The 20,676-nt window shown below is 70.5% G+C and carries 20 protein-coding genes; 11 read left to right on the top strand and 9 right to left on the bottom strand.

The window, feature by feature from the left end:
• Nucleotides 1-121: 121 nt before the first annotated feature.
• Together VAB18032_RS19425 and VAB18032_RS19420 are read left to right on the top strand one after the other, a co-directional pair.
• Nucleotides 122-598, top strand: coding sequence for a molybdenum cofactor biosysynthesis protein (locus tag VAB18032_RS19425; RefSeq protein WP_013734601.1), 477 nt, complete (start codon nt 122-124; stop codon nt 596-598).
• Between the two features lie 45 nt (nt 599-643).
• On the top strand, nt 644-979 hold the full coding sequence (locus VAB18032_RS19420) for a DUF952 domain-containing protein (RefSeq protein ID WP_013734600.1): 336 nt from the start codon (nt 644-646) through the stop codon (nt 977-979).
• A gap of 36 nt (nt 980-1,015) precedes the next feature.
• On the opposite strand, the gene VAB18032_RS19415 is transcribed toward VAB18032_RS19420, so the two are convergent.
• Together VAB18032_RS19415 and VAB18032_RS19410 are read right to left on the bottom strand one after the other, a co-directional pair.
• A complete protein-coding gene (locus VAB18032_RS19415; RefSeq protein ID WP_013734599.1) occupies nt 1,016-1,810 on the bottom strand; it encodes a hypothetical protein in 795 nt (264 codons plus the stop codon).
• Nucleotides 1,803-2,375 (bottom strand): RNA polymerase sigma factor, encoded by a 573-nt coding sequence (locus VAB18032_RS19410; protein WP_013734598.1) that lies wholly within the window; start codon nt 2,373-2,375, stop codon nt 1,803-1,805. Before VAB18032_RS19410 ends, VAB18032_RS19415 begins: the two co-directional genes overlap by 8 nt.
• Before the next feature lie 84 nt (nt 2,376-2,459).
• On the opposite strand from VAB18032_RS19410, the gene VAB18032_RS19405 reads away from it, so the two are divergent.
• Both VAB18032_RS19405 and VAB18032_RS19400 read left to right on the top strand, forming a co-directional pair.
• Nucleotides 2,460-3,701 (top strand): YncE family protein, encoded by a 1,242-nt coding sequence (locus VAB18032_RS19405; protein WP_148272313.1) that lies wholly within the window; start codon nt 2,460-2,462, stop codon nt 3,699-3,701.
• 155 nt (nt 3,702-3,856) lie between these two features.
• Complete coding sequence (locus VAB18032_RS19400) at nt 3,857-4,267, top strand: roadblock/LC7 domain-containing protein (protein WP_013734596.1); 411 nt, start codon at nt 3,857-3,859, stop codon at nt 4,265-4,267.
• An 11-nt stretch (nt 4,268-4,278) separates the two neighbouring features.
• Here VAB18032_RS19400 and VAB18032_RS19395 read toward each other — a convergent pair whose 3' ends face one another.
• A complete protein-coding gene (locus tag VAB18032_RS19395) occupies nt 4,279-4,752 on the bottom strand; it encodes a DUF2267 domain-containing protein (RefSeq protein WP_013734595.1) in 474 nt (157 codons plus the stop codon).
• A 56-nt stretch (nt 4,753-4,808) separates the two neighbouring features.
• Between VAB18032_RS19395 and VAB18032_RS19390 the strand changes: the two genes are divergently transcribed.
• Nucleotides 4,809-6,962 (top strand): alpha-glucuronidase, encoded by a 2,154-nt coding sequence (locus tag VAB18032_RS19390; RefSeq protein ID WP_013734594.1) that lies wholly within the window; start codon nt 4,809-4,811, stop codon nt 6,960-6,962.
• A 96-nt stretch (nt 6,963-7,058) separates the two neighbouring features.
• Nucleotides 7,059-7,898, top strand: coding sequence for an SCO4651 family lipoprotein (locus tag VAB18032_RS19385; RefSeq protein ID WP_043721315.1), 840 nt, complete (start codon nt 7,059-7,061; stop codon nt 7,896-7,898).
• A 42-nt stretch (nt 7,899-7,940) separates the two neighbouring features.
• Here the strand turns inward: VAB18032_RS19385 and VAB18032_RS19380 are convergent, their stop codons facing one another.
• Complete coding sequence (locus tag VAB18032_RS19380) at nt 7,941-8,903, bottom strand: DMT family transporter (protein WP_013734592.1); 963 nt, start codon at nt 8,901-8,903, stop codon at nt 7,941-7,943.
• An 82-nt stretch (nt 8,904-8,985) separates the two neighbouring features.
• Between VAB18032_RS19380 and VAB18032_RS19375 the strand changes: the two genes are divergently transcribed.
• Nucleotides 8,986-9,882 (top strand): LysR family transcriptional regulator, encoded by an 897-nt coding sequence (locus VAB18032_RS19375; RefSeq protein WP_013734591.1) that lies wholly within the window; start codon nt 8,986-8,988, stop codon nt 9,880-9,882.
• Here VAB18032_RS19375 and VAB18032_RS19370 read toward each other — a convergent pair whose 3' ends face one another.
• From VAB18032_RS19370 to VAB18032_RS19355, 4 genes are all read right to left on the bottom strand, one after another.
• Nucleotides 9,883-10,578, bottom strand: coding sequence for a YesL family protein (locus VAB18032_RS19370; protein ID WP_013734590.1), 696 nt, complete (start codon nt 10,576-10,578; stop codon nt 9,883-9,885).
• Nucleotides 10,579-10,702: 124 nt separating this feature from the next.
• Nucleotides 10,703-12,346: an ABC transporter substrate-binding protein gene (locus VAB18032_RS19365; RefSeq protein WP_013734589.1), complete on the bottom strand. Its 1,644-nt coding sequence runs from the start codon at nt 12,344-12,346 to the stop codon at nt 10,703-10,705.
• Nucleotides 12,347-12,395: 49 nt separating this feature from the next.
• Nucleotides 12,396-13,334, bottom strand: coding sequence for a carbohydrate ABC transporter permease (locus VAB18032_RS19360; protein WP_232510824.1), 939 nt, complete (start codon nt 13,332-13,334; stop codon nt 12,396-12,398).
• Nucleotides 13,331-14,314, bottom strand: a complete 984-nt coding sequence (locus tag VAB18032_RS19355; protein ID WP_043721313.1) for an ABC transporter permease — start codon at nt 14,312-14,314, stop codon at nt 13,331-13,333. Before VAB18032_RS19355 ends, VAB18032_RS19360 begins: the two co-directional genes overlap by 4 nt.
• Nucleotides 14,315-14,609: 295 nt before the next feature.
• Here VAB18032_RS19355 and VAB18032_RS19350 point away from each other — a divergent pair, with 295 nt between their 5' ends.
• From VAB18032_RS19350 to VAB18032_RS19340, 3 genes are all read left to right on the top strand, one after another.
• Nucleotides 14,610-15,641 (top strand): LacI family DNA-binding transcriptional regulator, encoded by a 1,032-nt coding sequence (locus VAB18032_RS19350; RefSeq protein WP_013734586.1) that lies wholly within the window; start codon nt 14,610-14,612, stop codon nt 15,639-15,641.
• A gap of 18 nt (nt 15,642-15,659) precedes the next feature.
• The gene (locus VAB18032_RS19345) at nt 15,660-16,709 is read left to right on the top strand and encodes an acetylxylan esterase (RefSeq protein ID WP_013734585.1); all 1,050 of its coding nucleotides are present in this window, start codon (nt 15,660-15,662) and stop codon (nt 16,707-16,709) included.
• 320 nt (nt 16,710-17,029) lie between these two features.
• Nucleotides 17,030-18,481 (top strand): endo-1,4-beta-xylanase, encoded by a 1,452-nt coding sequence (locus VAB18032_RS19340; protein ID WP_013734584.1) that lies wholly within the window; start codon nt 17,030-17,032, stop codon nt 18,479-18,481.
• A 169-nt stretch (nt 18,482-18,650) separates the two neighbouring features.
• Here the strand turns inward: VAB18032_RS19340 and VAB18032_RS19335 are convergent, their stop codons facing one another.
• The gene (locus tag VAB18032_RS19335) at nt 18,651-19,625 is read right to left on the bottom strand and encodes an SDR family NAD(P)-dependent oxidoreductase (RefSeq protein WP_013734583.1); all 975 of its coding nucleotides are present in this window, start codon (nt 19,623-19,625) and stop codon (nt 18,651-18,653) included.
• A 90-nt stretch (nt 19,626-19,715) separates the two neighbouring features.
• On the opposite strand from VAB18032_RS19335, the gene VAB18032_RS19330 reads away from it, so the two are divergent.
• Nucleotides 19,716-20,624 carry an AraC family transcriptional regulator gene (locus VAB18032_RS19330; RefSeq protein ID WP_013734582.1) on the top strand — a complete coding sequence of 303 codons (909 nt, stop codon included), beginning with the start codon at nt 19,716-19,718 and terminating at the stop codon, nt 20,622-20,624.
• The last annotated feature ends 52 nt before the right edge of the window (nt 20,625-20,676 follow it).

The raw sequence follows: 20,676 nt of genomic DNA, 5'->3' as shown, positions 1-20,676 counted from the left end.
CCGAGGGGTTCCGGTACGGGTACCTGTCTAGCCCAACCGCGCCAGCCCGGCCACGCCAGCCCCCCGCCCGACGGAGCGGAACCCGGGGTGGCCCGACGTCGAGGCGTCGTAGAGTGCCCCCATGCCGGACATCGTCGAGTTGCTGGCCTCGCCTGCGCACCGGTTCGTGGGCCGACCCGCCGACGGTCCGGCACCCGCCCCGGCGGGGGAGTTGGTCGAGCAGGTCGCACTGCGGGCCGAACTGGGCATCGTGGGGGACCGGTACTTCGGCAAGCCCGCGCACCGCGAGGCGAGCGTGACCGTGATCGCGGCCGAGTCGCTGCCGCCGGGCACCGGCCTGGCCCAGGTCCGCCGCAACATCCTGACCAGCGGCATCGCCGTGGACGAACTGGTCGGCACGGTGCTGGTGCTGGACACGGGGCAGGGACCGGTGCGGCTGCGGGTGAACCGCCCCGCCCACCCGTGTGCCTGGATGGACGTCACCGTCGGCCCCGGCGCCTGGCGGGGACTGCGCGGCCGGGGCGGCGTACGCTGCACCCCGCTCACCGACGGCGTGCTGCGGGTGGGCCCGGTCGACGTCCAGATCGAACGCGTCTAGCTCGTCCGGGTCCCGTCGGCCGTGCGGCTCTGGCAGCATGGCCGGGTGCTGATCTACAAGATCCTGCTGCCCGGCGAGTGGGCGCAGTTCCAGGCCGCCGGCCGGTTCGACGGGTCACCGTTCGATCGGGACAGCGGTTTCATTCACTGCTCGTCGCGGGCACACCTGCCCGCCACGGCGAACCGGTTCTTCGGCGAGCAACCACAACTGGTGGTCGTGGCGCTCGACGCCGACTGGTTCGGCGACACGCTGCGCTGGGAGGAGGCGTCGGACGGCGGGGTGTTCCCGCACGTCTACGGGGTGTTGCCGGCTGACGCCGTGACCGGCGTCCACCACGTCGCGGGCGCGGCACGCATCGACGAGGACGTCCCTGCCGCATGAGCCGGACGACCACCTGCGTGAACGCCAGGTCGTTCGTCACGCCAGGGACTGTGCGACCTCGACCGCCTCGGCGAGGGTGAATTCGCCTTCGAGGCGGTAGGTGACGCCGTCCTGTTCCCAGATCAACGTGGCCGCCGCCAAGCGGGCGCTCTCTTCGCGCACCACGCCGGAGCGGTCCACGTACGACACCGGGTGCGGAGCGTCGATCCATACCGCCTGCCGCCCGTCGACGAACGTCCACTCCGCTCCCGCTCCACCGGCCTGCTTGAAGAAGACCGGATTGAGCTTCCCGTCGAAGGCGTCCAGCCGCACCGCACCGCTCCGCCAGAGCACTGTCACCACCCGGTGCGCACCGGTGTCGTCGGGGTCGGCGACCAGCACCCGCTCGGGTGGTTCCAGGGTCGCGGGCAGCCGGATCGGGAAGCGCACCGCCTGCTGGGCCTGCGTCAACTCGGCCGGGTGCTGCGCGGGCAGTGGGGACGGGGAAGCGGTCGGCAGCACCGGGTCCGGCGAGGTGCTGATGGTGATCCCGGCGAAGCGCAGCAGCCCGGTGACCGCGTCGGCGAGCGCCGCCCGCCCGGGAGGCAGCACCGCGACCAGCAGCGCCACCAACGCCGCCACCACCGCGTACCGCCAACGCCGCCGCCTCCCGACGGCCCACAGCCGCGGCACGGCGGCCCACAGCCGCGGCGTGCCGATGCGGAAACGCGGCGCGGAGGTCGCGGTGTGTTGGGCGGTCAGGCGGGCGCGGACCTGCGCGGTCACGTCCGGCGGATCGGGGGTGTCCAGCCAGGCGGACAGCTCCCGTAGCTCCCGTTCCAGGTCAGCCACGGCTGAGTTCCTCGACGTCGAGCAGGCCGCGCAGCTTCGCCAGGGCGCGCGAGGTGCGGGACTTCACGGTGCCCCGGGCCCAGCCGAGCATGGCGACCGTCTCGTCCTCGCTGAGGTCGAGGAAGTAGCGGCAGACGATCACCTCACGGTCCCGCTCGGGCAGCTGCCGCAGCGCCCGGACCAGGGTGCTGCGACGTTCCTCGGCGAGGACGGCACCGATCGCCCCGTCCTCGCCGGCCTCCGAGCCCGGTGCCACCTGGGCGGCCCGCAGCACCAGGCCGGTGCGACGCTCGCGGGAGCGGTGCAGGTTGCGGGTCTCGTTCGCGACGATGGCCAGCAGCCAGGACCGGAACGACGAGTCACCGCGATAGTGGGACAACTTTCGGTAGCCCTTCACGAACGCCTCCTGGATGACGTCTTCGGCCTCCGTGCCCGCGCCGAGCAGCACCGCCGTCCGGTACGCGGACGCGGTGTGTCGGGCGACCAGGAGTTCGTACGCCTCCAGGTCGCCGGCCTGCGCTCGGGTGACGAACTCCCTGTCGTCCAGTGCTACCTCCGATGGCATCACCCCTACTGACACCGGCCGACCCGGACAGGTTCCGCCTCTCGTCGAGGGAACCCGAACCCGCTCCGGCGGTGTCATCCGGTCATGACTGCCATGCCGATGATGTCGCGCCGCACCCTGCTGGCCGCCCTTGGTGCCGTAGGCGCCGCCACGCTGACCGGCTGCGAACCGGCCGGCGGCCGAACGGCGGCAACGCTGCCGGAACCGCTGCTTGTGGAACTCGACGGCGGGCTCGCCGTGCTGCGCGACACTGCGCCGCAGGTCCTCCCGCACGCGATCGCCACCGCCGACGCACGGTTCATCCACGCCACCGCCCCGGACGGCGAGAACACCGCGCTCTGGCGCATCGACGTCGCCACCGGCGCGACCTCCGAGCGGGTCCGGCTGCCGGGCCGGTGGGTGCCGCAGACCGTCTCCACCGACGGTACGCAGGTGGCGTTGACCACCGAGGAGGTGAGCGTCACCACGCAACGCCCCGCCGGCCGTACGGAGACGCCGGTGCTGATCGCCGACGCCGGTGGCGTACGGCGGCGGTTGCTGCTGCCGGGCAACGTCGTGCCGGAGGCGTTCACCCCCGACCACACCGGCCTGTACGTGCTGGAGTGGTTGCCACCGCACGCGCCCGACCGGTACCGGGTCCGGGTCGTGGACCTCGACAGTGGAGTGTCCGGCGCGCTGCAGACCCGGCTCAAGGAGGCGATCCCGGCCGGCGCGGAGGAGGAGATGCGCGGCGACGGGCGGCAGGCGGTGCTCGCCCCGAACCGTCAGGTGCTCTACACGCTCTACACCCACCAGCCCGACCATCAGCACACCCGGGACCGGATCAGCGGGCGACCGGGCAGCGACGTGCACGCCTTCGTGCACACCCTGCACCTTGAGCAACGGTGGGCGTACTGCGTGGACCTGCCGGGTCCGTTCGGGCACGGGCCGGCCGAGGGGCACGCCATGGCGATCACCCCGGACGGCACCCGACTGCTGGTGGTCGACGTCAACTCGGGCATCGTCGCGGACATCAGCACCGAGGAGTTGACCGTACGCCGCACGGTCGCGATCTCCAGCGGCGCCGGATCGGCGTACGCGGTGACCGACGGTGACCGGTTGTTCGTCGCCGCCGGAGCCTCCGTCGTCGTCTGCGCCCTCGCCGACCTCGGTGGCGGCGTCGAGTTGACGACGGGGGAGCGGATCACCGGGCTGCTGCTCAGCCGCGACGGCAGCCGGTTCTACGTGGCCGGGCCCACCGCGTTGAGCTGGCACGACTCGACCAGCGGCAGGGAACTGGGTCGGCTCGCGGTGCCCGGCCTGACCGGGGTACGCGGCCTGGCGTAGCGGAAGTGCCCTTCGAGCCGGTGGGCAGGGAAGACGGACCATCGGGACGAATCCGTCCGCCCCGGCTGATCCGCAGCGAGTCGGTCATCGTACGTTAGAAGAACCGAACGACGAGCGCACCGTCGGTAGTCGCTGCCGAAAGGAAGGACAGCCCTATGCCCTCTGCCCTGATCGCCGACAACCTGGGTCGTGCACTGGACGACCTGGTCGACCGGGTGCCGGGAGCCCAGTTCGCGGTGGTGCTCTCGCCGGACGGCATCATGCTGGGCACATCCCGGGGCATCGACGGTGAACTGGCCGAGCAGTTGTCCAGCATGGTCTGTGGGCTTCAGGCGTTGGGCACCGCCGCCGCCCGGGTGTGCGGCGAGGGCGAACTGCACCAGGTGGTCATCCACATGTCGCGAGCCTTCCTGTTCCACGCCACCACCGGCAACGGGGCCATCCTCACCGTCGGCATCGACGCCGAGGCCGAGGTCGGCGACATGGCGTACGAGGTCGCCATGTTCGTCGCCCAGGCCGGCGACCACCTGCCGGTCTACCTGGAGCCGGCCGTCGCCGGCGCCTGACCCGCTACCGGTCACCCGTCGTACGGCGGGACCGGGTCGGCCACCTGCCACAGTTCGGCCGGCAGGTGCGCGATCACGTCGTCGTACTCGTCGGCGGTGGTGGCGGCGCGGATGGTGTCGAGAACCGCCCGGATGCCCGCCTCGGCCAGTTCCGGGTCGACGTCGGCCCGCCCGCCGACGCGCTGCACGAACACGTCCAGCCCGAACCGCTCGGCGTCCTCGTGCGGGGCGAACGTGTACGCCCGCAGCCCTTCGGGAAGCTGGTCGGCGAGGTCCCGGGCCTGCCCGCCGTCGATCCGCTCGGCCAGGGTGGTCAGCGTGGCCCGCGCGATGGCGGTCGCCTGCTCGGCCGACGCCCCGGTACGGCTCGCCACGGAATCGATGAACTCGTTGTCGTCCACCTGGCCGGCCCCCTTCTCGCTGCGGATCCGGCGTGTACCCGCACAGCGGCCCAGCAAACGGCGGCCGAGGGCGGTCACCGGCATGCCGGATCTTCCGGAAGGACCTTGACGCATTCAGGAATATCGTTACGATCTGCGCAATGCGACGGCACCGCGACCAGGTGCGGATGAGCACCCCCGATCCGACCGACGTCCATCCCGCGTGGCTGCCGGACGAGGCGTGGCGCGCCATCGGCGTCCGCCGCATCCTGGTCCGCGGGGAGGGGACCCTCGTCGACACCGTCCAGGCCGAGGTCGAGCGGGCCACCCACCGGTACGGCGGCGCGGTGTGGCGGAACCCCACCGATGTCGACCTGCCATCGGCGGACCTGGTGCTCGCACTGACCGGCGCACCGCCCCCGGACAGCCCACCCGCCCCCGAGCCCGGCCCGCCCGAAACGTCCGGGACGCTCGCCAGCACCGCTGTCGCCACCGCGAAGGCGCAGCTCGACACCGCGACGGCGCAGGTCGGCGAATCGCTCGGTGCCGAGGGGTTCGTGGTGGCGCGGCACGCCGGGGTGACCGTGGTGCTGGCCGACGCGCCGGCCGGGCTGCTGTACGGGCTCTTCGAGCTGGTTCGGCTCGGGGCTGCCGGTTTCGGTCCGACACACCCCGTCCGGGTGCATCGTCCGGCCATGGCCCGGCGGATGCTGGATCACTGGGACAACGTCGACGTGCATCCGGTGATGGGGCAGGTCGAGCGCGGCTACGCCGGCGGCTCGATCTTCTGGCGGGACGGTCGGCCCCGTGGGGACGTCGCCCGGGTCACCGCGTACGCCCGGCTGCTGGCCGCCTGCGGAATCAACGCCGTGTCGGTGAACAACGTCAACGTGCACGCCACCGAGGCACAGCTGCTGACCGAGCGCCTCGACGACGTCGCCGAGCTGGCCGACCTGCTGCGCCCGTACGCCATCCGGGTGCACCTGGCGGTGACCTTCGCCGCCCCGGTGGTGCTCGGCGGCCTGCCCACCGCCGATCCGCTCGACCCGGCGGTGCGTGACTGGTGGGCCGAGACCACCGCCCGGGTGTACGCCCGCATCCCCGACTTCGGCGGCTACCTGGTCAAGGCCGACTCGGAGGGCCAACCGGGCCCGTTCAGCTACGGCCGCGACCACGCCGACGGGGCGAACCTGCTGGCCGAGGCGCTGGCACCGTACGGCGGTGTGGTGCACTGGCGGGCCTTCGTCTACAACCACCGGCAGGACTGGCGGGACCGCTCGACCGACCGGGCCCGTGCCGCGTACGACCACTTCGCGCCGCTGGACGGCCGGTTCCGGGACAACGTCATCGTGCAGGTCAAGCACGGGCCGATGGACTTCCAGACCCGCGAACCGGTCTCCCCGGTGATCGCCGCGATGCCCGGCACCCGGCTGGCGGTGGAGTTCCAGGTCACCCAGGAGTACACCGGTCAGCAGCGTCACGTCTGCTACCTGGCGCCCTGGTGGAGCGAGATCCTGCGGTTCGCCCCCTGGGGCGACGACGGGCGTACCGTCGCCGACGTGGCGGCCGACGGCGGTGGCCTGGTCGCCGTCTCCAATGTGGGTGACGACCGGTTCTGGACCGGGCACCCGCTGGCCCAGGCCAACCTGTACGCCTTCGGCCGGCTCTGCTGGAACCCCCGGCTGGGCCCGCAGGCGGTGCTCGACGAGTGGATCGACCTGACCTTCGCCCCGGACACCCGCGTCGATCCGGACCTGCTGCGCCGCACCCTGCACGAGATCATGGACGACTCGTGGCGCACCTACGAGCGCTACACCGCGCCGCTCGGCGTCGGCTTCATGGTCCGACCCGGTCACCACTACGGCCCCGACGTCGACGGGTACGAGTACACCCCGTGGGGCACGTACCACTTCGCCGACCGGGACGGCGTCGGTGTGGACCGTACCCGCGCCACCGGCACCGGCTTCACCGGCCAGTACCCGCCACCCTTCGCCGAGCGGTACGAGTCGGTCGAGACCTGCCCCGACGAGCTGCTGCTCTTCTTCCACCACGTGCCCTACGGCCACCTGCTGCACAGCGGCAGCACCGTCATCCAGCACATCTACGACACCCACTTCGAGGGCGTACGCGAGGTCGAGGCGATGTGCCGGCGCTGGGAATGGCTCGCCCGGCTGGTCGACCCGGCGGTGCACGCCCGGGTCACCGAGCGGCTGGCCGAGCAGTTGCGCTGCGCGCGGGAGTGGCGTGACCAGGTCAACGCCTACTTCCACCGCAAATCCGGCATCCCCGACGCCCACAGCCGGATGCTGCACTGAGCGCCCGCCCGGCCGGCGCAGCCGTTCCCTTGACCGCCTGGCATAGCGTGTTCCTTCGATCGCCCAGCCAGACGAATCCGGGAAAGAGGCTGTTGCATGTCAGTGTGGAAGAGGCCCGCGGTGTTGGCGGTCTCCGTCGTCGCGGCCGCAGTGTTGACCGCTTGCGGCGACACGAAGTCCGACGCGGGCGCCGACGCGCCGGCCAGGTCCAGCGCGCTGGAACTGCTCGCCACCGATCTCAAGGGCTCGTTGCAGAAGACGGTCGAGGCCACCGAGAAGAGCGACTCGGTGACCCTGACCGTGCAGGGCAGTGTGGGCGGCGAGAAGATCTCGATGACGGGCGCGGTGGAGCTGCGCGACCCGATCAAGGCCGAGCTGACCACCACCGGTTCGGAGAACCAGACCGTCACGGTCCGGATCATCGACGGGGTGATCTTCGTCGAGGTCCCGGCGGACCAGCGGGACAGCATGGACGGCAAGAGCTGGATGAAGATGGACCCTGCCGCGGGCGGCGGGCAGCAGGGCCTGGAGTTCAGCAAGCAGTTGGACGACGTCGACCCGACCAAGCAGGTCAAGACGCTGCTCGCCAGTGAGGGCGTCACGGTCGTCGGCGAGGAGACGGTGGACGGCACCCGTACCGTCCACTACACCGTCACCACACAGTTGGCGGACTACCTCGAACAGGTCGATGCCAAGCTGCGTTCGGCCGTCGAAGGGCAGTTGACCGAGCAGGGCGTCAAGGAGATCAAGATCGACCTCTGGGTCGACGAGCAGTACCGGCCGCGGCGGGTGAGCGTGGTGATGGGTGAGATGAGCGACCTGACGATCGACTACACCGACTACGGCAAGCCGGTGACCGTCGAGACGCCGCCGGACGCGGAGACCCTCGACCTGGCCAAGATGATCGCGGACATGCAGAACCCGAACAACAACTGACCTCCCCGGGGGCGGTGGGTGAGACCCGCCGCCCCCGGCCCGTCAGCGGCGGGTGGCGAGGACCACGCCGGCCAGGCAGAGCACGCCGCCCAGCAGAGCGAGCGGTGCCGGCACCTCGCTCAGCAGCATCCAGGACAGTGCGACGGTCACCGGCGGCACCAGGTAGGTGGCCGCGGTGGTGCGCCCGGCAGTCCAGCGCGACAGCACGTAACCCCAGGTGAGGAAGCCGATCGCGGTCGGGAACACGCCCAGGTAGAGCATGCCCAGGGTGGCTGACGTCGGCGCGGCGGCGAGTTCGCCGAGCAGCGCGGGCGCGAACGGCAGCAGGGCGATCGTGCCGGCCAGCGCGCCGAGCCAGGTCATCGTCACCGCGTCCACCCGGGCCAGCAGGCGCTTCTGCAGGAGCACGCCGAAGGCGTACAGCACGGCGGCGAGCACCGCCAGCGCCACGCCGAGCTGATCGACGTGCCCGGTGAAGCCGGTGGCCGCGATCAGGGCCACGCCGACGAAGGCCACCGCCACCCCGACGCCGAGCCGACCGGTCAGCCGCTCACCCAGCACCAGGGTCGCGGCCACCGCGACCAGGATGGGGGCGACCGCCACCAGCAGCGCCGCGGTGCCGGCGTCGACCAGCCGCTCCGCGCCGTTGAGCGCCACGTTGTAACCGCCGAACCAGGCAACGCCCCAGACCGCGACGAGTCCCAGGGTCGCGCCCCGCGGCCGGCGGGTGCGGGCCGGTACGGTGGATCGCCGACGTCGGGCGGTCAGCGCCACGAACCCGCTCAGCGCGACGGACGCCGCCAGCATCCGGCCCAGTGCCATGGCGCCGGGGGAGTAGTCGTGTCCGGCGAATCTGATGCCGACGAAGGCCGACGCCCAGAGCAGCACCGTGGTCCCGGCGGCGGCGATGACCGGCCAGGAGCGACCTGCCCCGGCCGGCGGGGCGGGCGGCGTCGCGCGCTCGACGTGGGCCCCGGTGGGGGCGGTCATCTCCAGACTGGTCATAGGGCCGATTCTGGTCCCGTCGACAGTTCAGTACCAGCGACGATTTCTTCACGACGATTAAGTCCTGCTTTATAGTTGTCCGGTGCTCGACGTTCATCGCCTCCGGATCTTCCGCTCCGTCGTCGCCTCCGGGTCGGTGCAGGCCGCCGCCGCCAACCTGGGCTACACCCCCTCCGCCGTCAGCCAGCACCTCACCGCGCTGCAACGCGAGACCGGCCTCGCCCTGTTCGCCCGAGCCGGTCGCGGCATGCGACCGACCGCCGCCGGGCATGCCCTCGCCGCCGAGGCGGATCGGCTGCTCGCCCGCGTCGGCGAGGCCGAGTCACTGATCGCGGACCTGCGCGCCGGCCGCACCGGCGTGCTCACCATCGCCTACTTCGCCTCCGTCGGTGCCGCGTGGATGCCGTACGTGGTGCGCCGGATCGGCACCGAACTGCCCGGGGTACGGCTCAACCTGGAGTTGCGTGAGGAGATCCCCAGCACCCGGGAGGAACGCGCCGACCTCCAGGTGGTGGTCGCGCCCCGCGGCTTCGAGCCCGGCTCCGGCTTCACCGCCCACCACCTCGTCGACGACCCGTACGTGGCGGTGTTGCCGGCCGGTCACCGCTTCGCCGACCAGCAGGAGGTGGAGTTGGCCGCCCTCGCCGAGGAGCGCTGGGTGGACAACGACTTCGCCCGCGGCTGGTGCCGGGCCAACCTCATCGAGGCCTGCACCGCGGCCGGGTTCACCCCGACCTTCGGTGTGGAGGCGCACGACTACCCGACCGCACTGGCGTTCGTCGAGGCCGGCATCGGTCCCACGGTGCTTCCCGCGCTCGGCGCGGTGCGGCTGCCCGACGGCGTGACCCGGGTCGGGCTGCTCCGTCCGACCCCGGTCCGGTCGATCCACCTGGTGATCCACGACGCCGTCGAGCACACTCCGGCGGTGCGCATCGCGATCGCCGCGCTCCGGCAGGTCGCTGCCGGGCCCGTCCAGTGATCAGTCGCCGTCCGCCCGGGTGAACTCCTGGCGGATGACGCTGGTCATCGGCTCACCGCCGCGGACCAGGGCCAGGGCCAGCACCGAACCCAGCGCGGCGAGCGCGGCCTCCGAGGTGACCAGGGTCAACACCACCGCCGCGACCAGCAGCAACGCGGTGCCCACCGCCACCGCAGGGGTACGCAGCACGAAGTACCCGGCCAGCCGGAGCACGTCGCGCAGCCGGAAGGCGAACAGCGAGGTGATCACCAGCGCGTTGACCCCGACCACGGCCACCCCGGCGGCAACCAGCAGCAGCGGCACCACCCACCAGCGGGGCAGCCCGACCGCCGTCAGGTTGACCAGGTTGATCGCGAGCAGGGCCAGCCACATCAGCATCGGCACCCAGACCAGCAGCGATCCCACCAGGTTCACCCGGTAGCCGCGCCAGAACAGCCGGGCCGGGTGCAGCTCGGTCAGGTCGAGACGCTGATGGTGCAGGGCGTACAGGGCGGCGGACAGGGCCGGGCCGAGCGGCACCGCGCAGACGGCGACCAGCGGCAGGTTGCTCATGTGCCGTTCCAGGGCGAACAACGCGACGAGTCCGGGGGCGGCGCAGACCAGCAGCAACACCTCGACCACCAACAGCGTGTAGACCAGCGCGGCCACCCGCGACAGCGGTCCCGCACCGAACTCGCGTCGGGTCGCCGTACTCACGACGACCCCGCCGTGACGATCCGGCCGCGGGGGTGCGCGGCGAGGGTGATGCGCATCGGTGTCCTCATCGTCCGGTGATGCGGGGCCGGTCCGCTGCCCACCGGAACCGGACCGGCCCCCGACATCAGTTGTGCTCGTCGCGGTAGCGCTCGTACGCCTTGTTGACCGTGTCCAGGTAGGCGTCCATGTTCTTGCTCTTCAGCTCGGTGACGTAGGCGTCCCACTGGGCGAGGTCACGCTGGCCGAGGGCGAACTGCAACGTCGCCTGGTAGACGTGGTCCTTGAGCGGGGTCTCCCAGAGCGACACCTGCTCGCGCTCCTCGTCGGTCAGCGGGTACGGCGGCGGCGGCGACTTCGGCGTACGGGCGTTCATCACCTTCTGGAACTCCTGCTCCTCGGCGGAGAAGAACGCCTGCACCAGTTCCGGCTTGCCGCCGTAGGCGAACACCCCGTTGGCGAAGCCGAAGTCCTTCTGCAGGTGCTTGGGTGCGCCCGGGTTGAGGCCGATCATGTCGACGTCCTCGGCGAGGCCGGCCTTGCCGGCGGCGTCCTTGACGTAGGTGGTGCCCTCCACGCCCCAGCGGGCGAACATCTGCCCCTCGTCGGAGTACCAGAGCCAGTCGACGAACTGCATCATCGCCACGAAGTTCTTGCTGTCACGGGCCTTCGAGGAGATCATCATGCCGTTCTCCAGCCGGCTGGCCGGGTTGATCTCTCCGGCCGGACCGACCGGCAGCGGAATCTTGGTGATCTTCGCCTTCGGGTTGGTCGCCGCCAGGTCCGGCCGGTAGTCGTTCACCAGGGCCTGGGCGTTGCCGCTGATCACGAAGGACTTGCTGTTGGCCAGCTTCTGCCGGGCGAGGTCGTCGGTCTGGGTGAAGCTCTCCGGGTCGAGCAGCTTCTCGGCGACCAGCTTGTTCAGGTACTCCAGGATGTGCCGGTAGTGCTCGGTGGCGGCGGTGTACTCGAACTTCTGCGCGCCGGCGTTCCAGCTGACGTGCTGGAAGTTCCAGCCCGCGCCCTCCAGACCGTGCGACACGGCCAGCAGGTTGAGCAGGTTGCCGGCCGGGTTGGGCTGGCTGTACCGGTCGGAGAACGGGTAGACGTCCGGGTACTTCGCCTTCATCGCCTTGAGCACGGTGTACAGCTCGTCCCAGGTCTTCGGGATCTCCAGGCCCAGCTCGTCGAGGATGTCGGTACGGACCACCAGGGAGTATTCGTGCCACGGCTTCTCGTGCACGCCGGGCAACAGATAGAACTTGCCGTCGGCCTGGCGCAGCGTGTCCAGCTCAGGCTTCAGGTTCCACTTCTCGATCTTGTCCTTGAGGTTCGGCATCAGATCGAGATAGTCACTGACCGGCAGGATCGCCCCCGAGGAGACGTACGCGTGTACGTCCGGCGGGTACGTCTTCGGGATGAGCAGCGGCGCGTCACCGGCCCCGATGAGCAGACTGCGCTTCTGGTTGTAGTCGCTCAACGGCACGGCGACCGGGTCGAGCGTGACGTTTGTGCGCGCCGTCAGCTCCTTCCAGAACAGCCAGTCGTTCTTGAGCGGGTAGTTCGGGTGGTTGTTGTAGAGGACGGAGAAGGAGAGCGGCTCGGTGGCCTTGAACTGCGTACCGGCGGCGTAGTTCTCCATCGCGCCGGCCCGGTTCTCCGACAGGTCCTGCGCGTCGGACGAGTCGTCGCCACAGGCGGTGACGCTGGAAAGGGCGAGCAGCGCGACGGTGGCCACCGCCGCTGTGTGACGCCACGATCTGCGGAACATGGCGGGTCCTTTCGGATCTGGTGGTGGGAGGGTGGGTGGTGTTGCGTGCTCAGCCCTTCACCGCGCCGAGCATGATGCCGCGGACGAAGTACCGCTGGACGAAGGGATAGACCAGCAGGATGGGCAGGGTGGTGAGCACGATCGTCACGGCCTTGAGGGTCGCCTCGGCCTGCACCTCGTTGGCCTCGGAGATGGCGCCGATGTTCTCCGCGCCGGTGGCCCCCGCGATCAGGTTGCGCAGGTAGATGGTGACCGGCCACAGCTCCTGCCGGTCCAGGTAGAGGAAGGCGGCGAACCAGGAGTTCCAGAAGGCCACCGCGTAGAACAGCACCATCGTGGCGACGATGGCCTTCGACAACGGCAGCACGATCCGCCACAGGATGCCGTACGTGTTGAGCCCGTCGACCGCGGCGGCTTCCTCCAGGTCGTTCGGCAGGCTCTCGAAGAACGCCTTCATCACCAGCAGGTTGAACACGTTTATCGCGTTCGGCAGCGCGATGGCCCAGACGCTGTTCTTCAACCCGAGGCTGGTGACCAGCACGTAGTTGGGGATCAGCCCGCCGGTGAAGAACATCGTGAACACCGCGATGCCGACCAGCGCGCTGCGTCCCTTGAGGTCCTTCTTGGACAACACGTACGCGTAGCAGGTGGTCATCACGATCGAGATGAGCGTGGCGGTGACCGTGTAGAACACCGTGTTGCGGTAGTTGGTCCAGAACATCGAGTCGGAGAGCACCAACTGGTACGTGTCCAGGGTGAACCCGCGCGGCACCAGGTTCACCTGGCCGGCGATGATGTACGCCTCGTGGCTCATGGACCGGGCCACGATGTTGACGAACGGGTACAGCGTCACCACCACCACGGCGGTCAGGATGATCGCGTTGACCACCTGGAACGCCCGGTAACCGCGGGTCTGCCGGATGCCGCGCCGTCGTCGCCGAGGCGTGGGCGCGGGTGCGGTGGCCGGCTCGGCTGCCTCGGCGGTCACCACAGGCTCGTCCCCACCGTACGGCGGGCGATCAGGTTCGCCGACAGCACCAGGATCAGCCCGATCACCGCCTCGAACAGCCCGATCGCGGCCGCGTAGCTGAAGTTGCTGGACGTGAAGCCGACCCGGAACAGGTACGTGGATATGACGTCGGCGGTCGGATAGGTCAGCGGGTTGTACAGCAGCAGGATTTTCTCGAACCCGACCGCCATGAACGTGCCGATGTTGAGGATCAGCAGGGTGACCATGGTCGGCCGGATCCCCGGCAGCGTCACGTGCCAGGTCTGCCGCCAGCGGTTGGCCCCGTCGATGCGGGCCGCCTCGTACAGGTCGTCGTCGATGGTGGTGAGCGCGGCCAGGTAGAGGATGGTGCCCCAGCCGACGGTCTGCCAGACCTCGGAGGAGACGTAGATGGTGCGGAACCACTCGGGCCGTTGCAGGAACGGGATCGCCTCACCGCCGCCCGCGTGGACCAGCTGGTTGATCGTGCCGTCCATGGACAGCAGCTGCATGACCATGGCCGCCACGATCACGATGGACAGGAAGTGCGGCAGGTACGACACCGACTGCACGAACCGCTTGAGTCGGCCGGCGCGTACCTCGTTGAGCAGCAGCGCCAGCACGATCGGCAGCGGGAAGCAGAACAGCAACGTCAACGCGCCCAGCGCCAGCGTGTTGGTGAAGACGTTCCAGAACGTCGGATCGTTCAGGAACATCTTGAAGTACCGCAGGCCCACCCAGTACTCGCCGAAGATGTTGCCGCCGGGCTGGAACCGGCGGAAGGCGATGACGTTGCCGAGCATCGGCAGGTACCGGAAGATCAGGAAGAACAGCAGCGGCAGGATCGCCAGGGAGTACAGCTGCCAGTCCCGCCGCAGCGCCCGCCGCCAGGTCCGCCGCGCCGCACGGGGCACGCCCGGAGGCGGTGCGCCCGGAAGCGGTGGCGCTGGTGGATCGTCGACGGACAGCTGGCTTGTCATGCGCCCCTCCGGTCGCGTCCGGGAGGTCGTCCCGACGGCTCCACCTGTTGCTGCGGAGCAACAGCGATCATCGAAATTTTCGGAAATCAGCTCGAAGCTTGTGTCGGGAACCTAAGTGTGTCGATAAATCGATGTCAAGGCCTGGAAATCCGCCTACGCCACTGGCACTGTAGTGCGGGTAAGCGATTGCCTGCCCTCGGTGGCCATCGCCCGAGTCATCGACTGATGTCATCGGCGCTCGGTCCGGGCATGCTAAGTTCTCCGATATTTTCGGGGCCGGGTGGTAGAGGGGCCGATGACTGAGAACCGCTCGGTGGCCGCGCTCGGCACCACGACACTCGCGACCATCGCCCGGGAGGTCGGCGTCTCCTCGGCGACGGTGTCCAAGGTCCTCAACGGCCGCTCGGACGTGGCGGCCGCGACCAGAGCCCGCGTCGAGGCGAGCCTGGAACGGCACCGCTACCGACGCCGCGCTCGGCGTACGACCGGGGACGGCCAGATCGACCTGGTGTTCCACGAGTTCGGCTCGGACTGGGCGCTGGAGATCATTCGTGGGGTCGAGGCGGTCACCGCCCCCGAGGGGGTGAACGTGGTGCTCTCGCAGCTGGGCGGGGCCCATCGACCCCCACAGCCCTGGTTCGACGCGATGCTCGCCCGACGCCCGCTCGGTGTGCTGCTGGTCATGTGCAACCTCACCGATCAGCAGCGCAAACAGCTGCGGCGGCAGGCCATCCCGGTGGTGGTGGTCGACAGCGACAGCGCGAGCGTGGCCTCCGGGCCGACCGTCGGGTCCAACAACTGGAACGGCGGCCTGCTCGCCACCCGACACCTGCTGGACCTCGGCCACCGCCGGATCGCGGTCATCTCCGGCCCGCAGGACGTGCTCTGCGCCCGGGCCCGCACCGCGGGCTACCGCTGCGCGCACGAGGAACTCGGCGTACCTGTCGATCCCAGCCTGGTCCGCTCGGGCAACTTCCATCTCGACGCCGGCTACACCCACGGCGTCGAGCTGCTGAGCCGTCCCGACCGGCCGACCGCGGTCTTCGCCGGCTCCGACCTGCAGGCGATGGGGGTGCTGCGGGCGGCCCGGCAACTCGGTCTGGACGTGCCCGGCGACGTGTCGGTGGTCGGCTACGACAACCTGCCGGTCTCCGCCTGGCTCGGCCCCGCGTTGACCACCGTGCACCAGCCGCTGCACGACATGGCCGGCACGGCGACCCAGATGCTGCTCGACCTCGCCCGCGGCGTCGCGCTGCCCACCAGCCGCATCGACCTGGTCGCCGAGTTGGTGGTGCGCGAGAGCACCGCACCGCCACCGCGATCCTGACGACAGCTGCGAGGACTCATGTCCCTGTTCGACCTGCCCCTGGACCAACTGCGGCAGTACGCGCCCACGGTGGCCGAGCCGGAGGGCTTCGACGACTACTGGCGCAGCACCCTGGGCGCGGCGGAGGCGGTGCCGGTGCTGCTCGACGTCCGTCCCGAACCGACCGATCTGCGCCTGCTCGACACCTGGGACGTGACCTTCGCCGGGTTCGCCGGCGACCCGGTCCGCGCCTGGTACACCCGGCCGGCCGGGGTGGACGAGCCGCTACCGGTGGTGATCGAGTACGTCGGCTACGGGCGCGGTCGGGGCACCCCGCACGAGCGGCTGACCTGGCCCGTCGCCGGGTACGCCCACCTGCTCATGGATGCCCGGGGGCAGTCCGGCCAGTACGGCGTCGGCGACACGGCCGACCCGCACGGCAGCGCGCCCGGTGGCCCGTCGCCGGTGACCCGGGGCATCCTGTCGCCGCAGGGCTACTACTACCGCCGGCTCATCACCGACGCGGTCCGGGCCGTGCAGGCGGCCCGGCTCCTGCCGGCGGTCGATCCGCAGCGGGTGGTCGTGACCGGCAACAGCCAGGGCGGTGGACTGGCGCTCGCGGTCGCCGGGTTGGCGCCGGGGATCGCCGCCGTGCTCGCCACCGCGCCGTTCCTCTGCCACCTGCAACGGGCCATCGAGATCACCGACGTCGGCCCGTACGGCGAGATCGCCGGCTACCTCGCCGTCCATCGCGAGGCCGAGGCGGCGGTACGCCACACGCTCTCCCACGTGGACGTGGCATGCCTGGTGCGCCGGGCCACCGCCCCGCTGCACCTCGGGGTGGGGTTGCGCGACCGGGTGTGCCCGCCGAGCACGGTGTTCGCCGCCTACCACCAGTACGGTGCCGCCAACGGCGGGCCGGTGCCGGAACGCAGCCTGAACGTCTACCCGTTCAACGGGCACGAGCACGGCGAAGCGGTGCACGTACGCCGGCAACTGCGCTGGCTCGCCGACCTGCTGGCTGATCCGGCCGGCGCGCCGCCACCGGATGACGCGGCCCGGCCGGTGGAGACGGCGGTCGCCGGCTGATCGGCGGCCGGCTCACGCGGACCGAAACTTTCGGTCCGCGCGATCGATGCCGGCCGGCTGCCAACTGTGGTCAACCGCCGTCGGAGTCGCGACGCGGTGGTCCGTGTAGTTGCCGAGAAGACCGTCAGGCACGTTGAGCTTACGGACGGGTTTCGATACTGTTTTCGATAGAACAGCTCCGATCTACTCACGATGGCCGGCTGAGTGCACCGGCCTGCGCGGCAAACCGGGCGACTGCGCAGGCGACGGAAAGGTCATCGTGTTGGGCGGTAGTCGGAGCCGGCTTTCCATCAGCACGGCTTCGTCGAAAGGCTCATGCCATGAACAACGCGTTCGCCCGCGCCAGCGGGCGTCCCGCGACCCGACTGCGATCGCGCTCTGCGCTGATCTCGGCCGTGGTCGGTCTCTCCCTCGCCGCCACCACCGTGGTGGTGACGGCCTCCAGTGCCAGCGCGGCGACCACCCTGGGCGCCGCCGCCGCGGAGAGCGGCCGGTACTTCGGGGCCGCCGTCGCGGCGCACAAGCTCAACGACAGCGTCTACACCGGAATCCTCAACCGCGAGTTCAACTCGATCACGGCTGAGAACGAGATGAAGATCAACGCCCTGGAGCCGCAGCAGGGTGTCTTCAGCTACGGCACCGCGGACCGGATCGTCAACCACGCCCTCTCCCGGGGCTGGAAGGTCCGGGGTCACACCCTGGCCTGGCACTCGCAGCAGCCCGCCTGGATGGAGCGGATGGAAGGCCAGGCGCTGCGCTCGGCCATGCTCAACCACGTCACCCAGGTCGCCACCTACTACCGCGGCAAGATCGACTCGTGGGACGTGGTGAACGAGGCGTTCGACGACGGCAACAACGGCGCCCGCCGTAACTCCAACCTCCAGCGCACCGGCGGGGACTGGATCGAGGCCGCGTTCCGCGCCGCCCGCGCCGCCGATCCGGGCGCGAAGCTCTGCTACAACGACTACAACACCGACAACTGGACCTGGGCCAAGACCCAGGCCGTCTACAACATGGTGCGCGACTTCAAGCAGCGCGGCGTACCGATCGACTGCGTCGGCTTCCAGTCGCACTTCAACGCCCAGTCGGCGTACAACAGCAACTACCGCACCACGCTGTCCAGCTTCGCCGCCCTCGGGGTGGACGTGCAGATCACCGAGCTGGACATCGAGGGCTCCGGCAGCCAGCAGGCCGACACGTACCGCCGGGTGGTCCAGGACTGCCTCGCGGTGCCGCGCTGCAACGGCATCACCGTCTGGGGCATCCGGGACAGCGATTCCTGGCGTTCCTACGGCACGCCGCTGCTGTTCGACAACAACGGCAACAAGAAGCAGGCGTACAACGCGACGCTGGAGGCGCTGAACGCCGGTGGCACCACCCCGCCGCCCACGACGCCTCCGCCGACCACCCCGCCGCCGACCACCCCTCCGCCGACCACCCCGCCGCCCACGACGCCCCCGCCGACCACCCCGCCGCCGTCCGGTGCCTGCACCGCGTCGTACACGCTGGACACCTGGAACGGTGGATTCGTCGCCCATGTGCGGGTGACCGCCGGCTCCAGCGGCCTCAACGGCTGGGCGGTTAACATGACGCTCCCGGGTGGCACCTCGGTGACCAACTCGTGGAACACCCAGGCGAGTGGCAACAGTGGTGCCGTGACCTTCCGCAACGTCGGCTACAACGCCAACGTGGCACCGGGCACCACCACCGAGTTCGGGTTCCAGGGCACGGGCTCCGCCCCCTCCGGCACCCCCACCTGCAACGCAGGCTGATCTGAAGGAGGGGCCCCTTCCTAACGCCTCGTGCATAGGAAGGGGCCCCTTTTAACGCCTCAATTACTCCCGGTCAGTGCGAACGCGCGTGGCGGGTGACAGCCGACCGATGGCCCGGGTAAGCGCGTGGCCTCGGGCGTGCACGTCTCCGGCCGCTGGTGGGGCAGGGCTATCCGCGTCCGAGAGACGCCAGGGCCTGACTTGCGTACGCCCAGAGGCGATCGGCGGCGGCCGGGTCAACCGCGTGCGCGGCGACCCCTCCAGTGGCCTCCGGGCCGCCGGCCACGACGTCGGCCTCCTGGTTGTCGTCAAAGTACCGGCCGGTGACGCCCTCGACCAGCGGCGACGCTGCCAGCAGCACGCTGGTGGCCGCGCCCTGGGCGGGTGTCTTGAAGTAGGGCTGTTCGATGCGGTTGCCCGCCTCGTCCATCGCCCCGAACGCGCGCAGCGTCTCGTCGTCCATGTGGCGTTGAAGGTTGGTCGTGATGAAGCCGGGGTTGAGCGCGTTGGCGGTGATCCCATCTGTGGCCCAGCGTCGGGCGATGCCGACGGCGAGCAGTACCTCGGCGGTCTTGGACCGGCCGTACGCGGCCCAGCGGTCGTAGGGCTGCCGCTCGAACTGCGGGTCGTCGAAGTCGAAGGCCTCCCGCAGGTGCGCCCCGGAACTCACCACCACCACCCGCGCCGAGCCGGCGACTCGCAAGTTGTCGTGCAGGCCGCGAGCGAGGGCGAAATGGCCGAGATAGTTCGTACCGAGCTGAAGTTCCCAGCCCTGCGGAGTCAGCTGCCGGGTCGGGATCGCCATGACCCCGGCGTTGGCCACCAGCGCGTGCAACGGCCCCTCCCAGGCCGCGACAAAGGCGTCGACCGAGGCCAGGTCGGCCAGGTCGAGACCGGCAGCCCGTACGGTGCCGGGGCCGGATCCAGCGAACTCAGCCACCAGCTCGTCGGCGGTCGCCGGATTGCGGGTGGCGACGGTGACCTCCGCTCCGGCCCCGGCCAGGGCGCGGACCGTCTCGGTGCCGATGCCGGAGGCGCCGCCGGTGACGATCATCCGACGACCGGTGAGGTCGACGCCGTCGAGGACCTCGGTGGCGGTGGCGCGGGCGGTGAACGGGATGCTGACTCGGGTGTGGGCTGTCATGACCTCCACACTATGAGCGGAGGCCTTGGACTGTCCGTAGTCTAGGATCCATCACTCTTTAGTAAGCGTCCAGGAGCAGTAGGGGAGACCGTGGATCCGTTGGAGGAGGTGCTCGCGCTCGTCCGCGCGACCAGCCACCTGTCCACGGCCGTGGCGGCCGGCGGTCGCTGGGCCATCCGCTTCGACCCGCCGGCCGGCGTCAAGTTCAACGCCGTCCGACACGGCAGCTGCCTGCTACGGGTCGACGGCGTGCCCGAGCCGGTCGGTCTGGCCGAGGGCGACTGCTTCCTCCTGACCAGGCCGCTGGGTTTCACCCTGGCCAGCGACCCGGACACGCCGCCCGAACCGGCCGGGCCCATCTTCATGGCGGCCGTTGACGGCGTGGCCCGGGCCGGCGCGGGCAACGACGTCTTCGTCATCGGTGGCGCCTTCTCCTTCAGCGAGCGGGCCCGTGCCCTGCTGCTGGACCTCCTGCCGCCCGTCATCCACGTGCCCGCCGCGACGCCGGAGGCCGCGACCGTACGCTGGGCGATCGGGGAGATCGAAACCGAGCTGCGGTCGGCGCCGCTGGGCGGCACGCTGGTCGCCGAGCACCTCGCCCTGGTCATGCTGATTCGGACCCTGCGCCTGCACCTCGCCCAGGGCCGCGGTGCCGGCTGGCTGGCCGGCCTGGCCGAGCCGGTGCTCGCCCCCGCGCTGCGGGCGATGCACGCCCACCCCGCCCATCCGTGGACCGTGGCCGAACTGGCCCGGGTCGCTGCGGTCTCCCGGTCCACGCTTGCCGCACGGTTCAAGGAGGTCGTCGGCCAAGGCCCGCTGGAGTACCTCACCCGCTGGCGGATCGAACTCGCCGCCGACCGAATCCGCCGCAGCGACGACACCCTCTCCAGCATCGCCCGCGCAGTCGGATACGGCTCGGAAAGCGCGCTCAGCGTCGCATTCAAACGCATCACCGGCCTATCCCCCCGCACCTACCGCAGCCTCCCCGCCCCGGCGTGACCACCCCCGCGATCTTGCACTTTTGGTCGGGGAATAACGGGCGTATAGCCCA

The sequence above is a fragment of the Micromonospora maris AB-18-032 genome, assembly GCF_000204155.1.
GTDB classification, from domain to species: Bacteria; Actinomycetota; Actinomycetes; order Mycobacteriales; family Micromonosporaceae; genus Micromonospora; species Micromonospora gifhornensis.
This window is presented reverse-complemented; position numbering and strand designations above follow the sequence as displayed.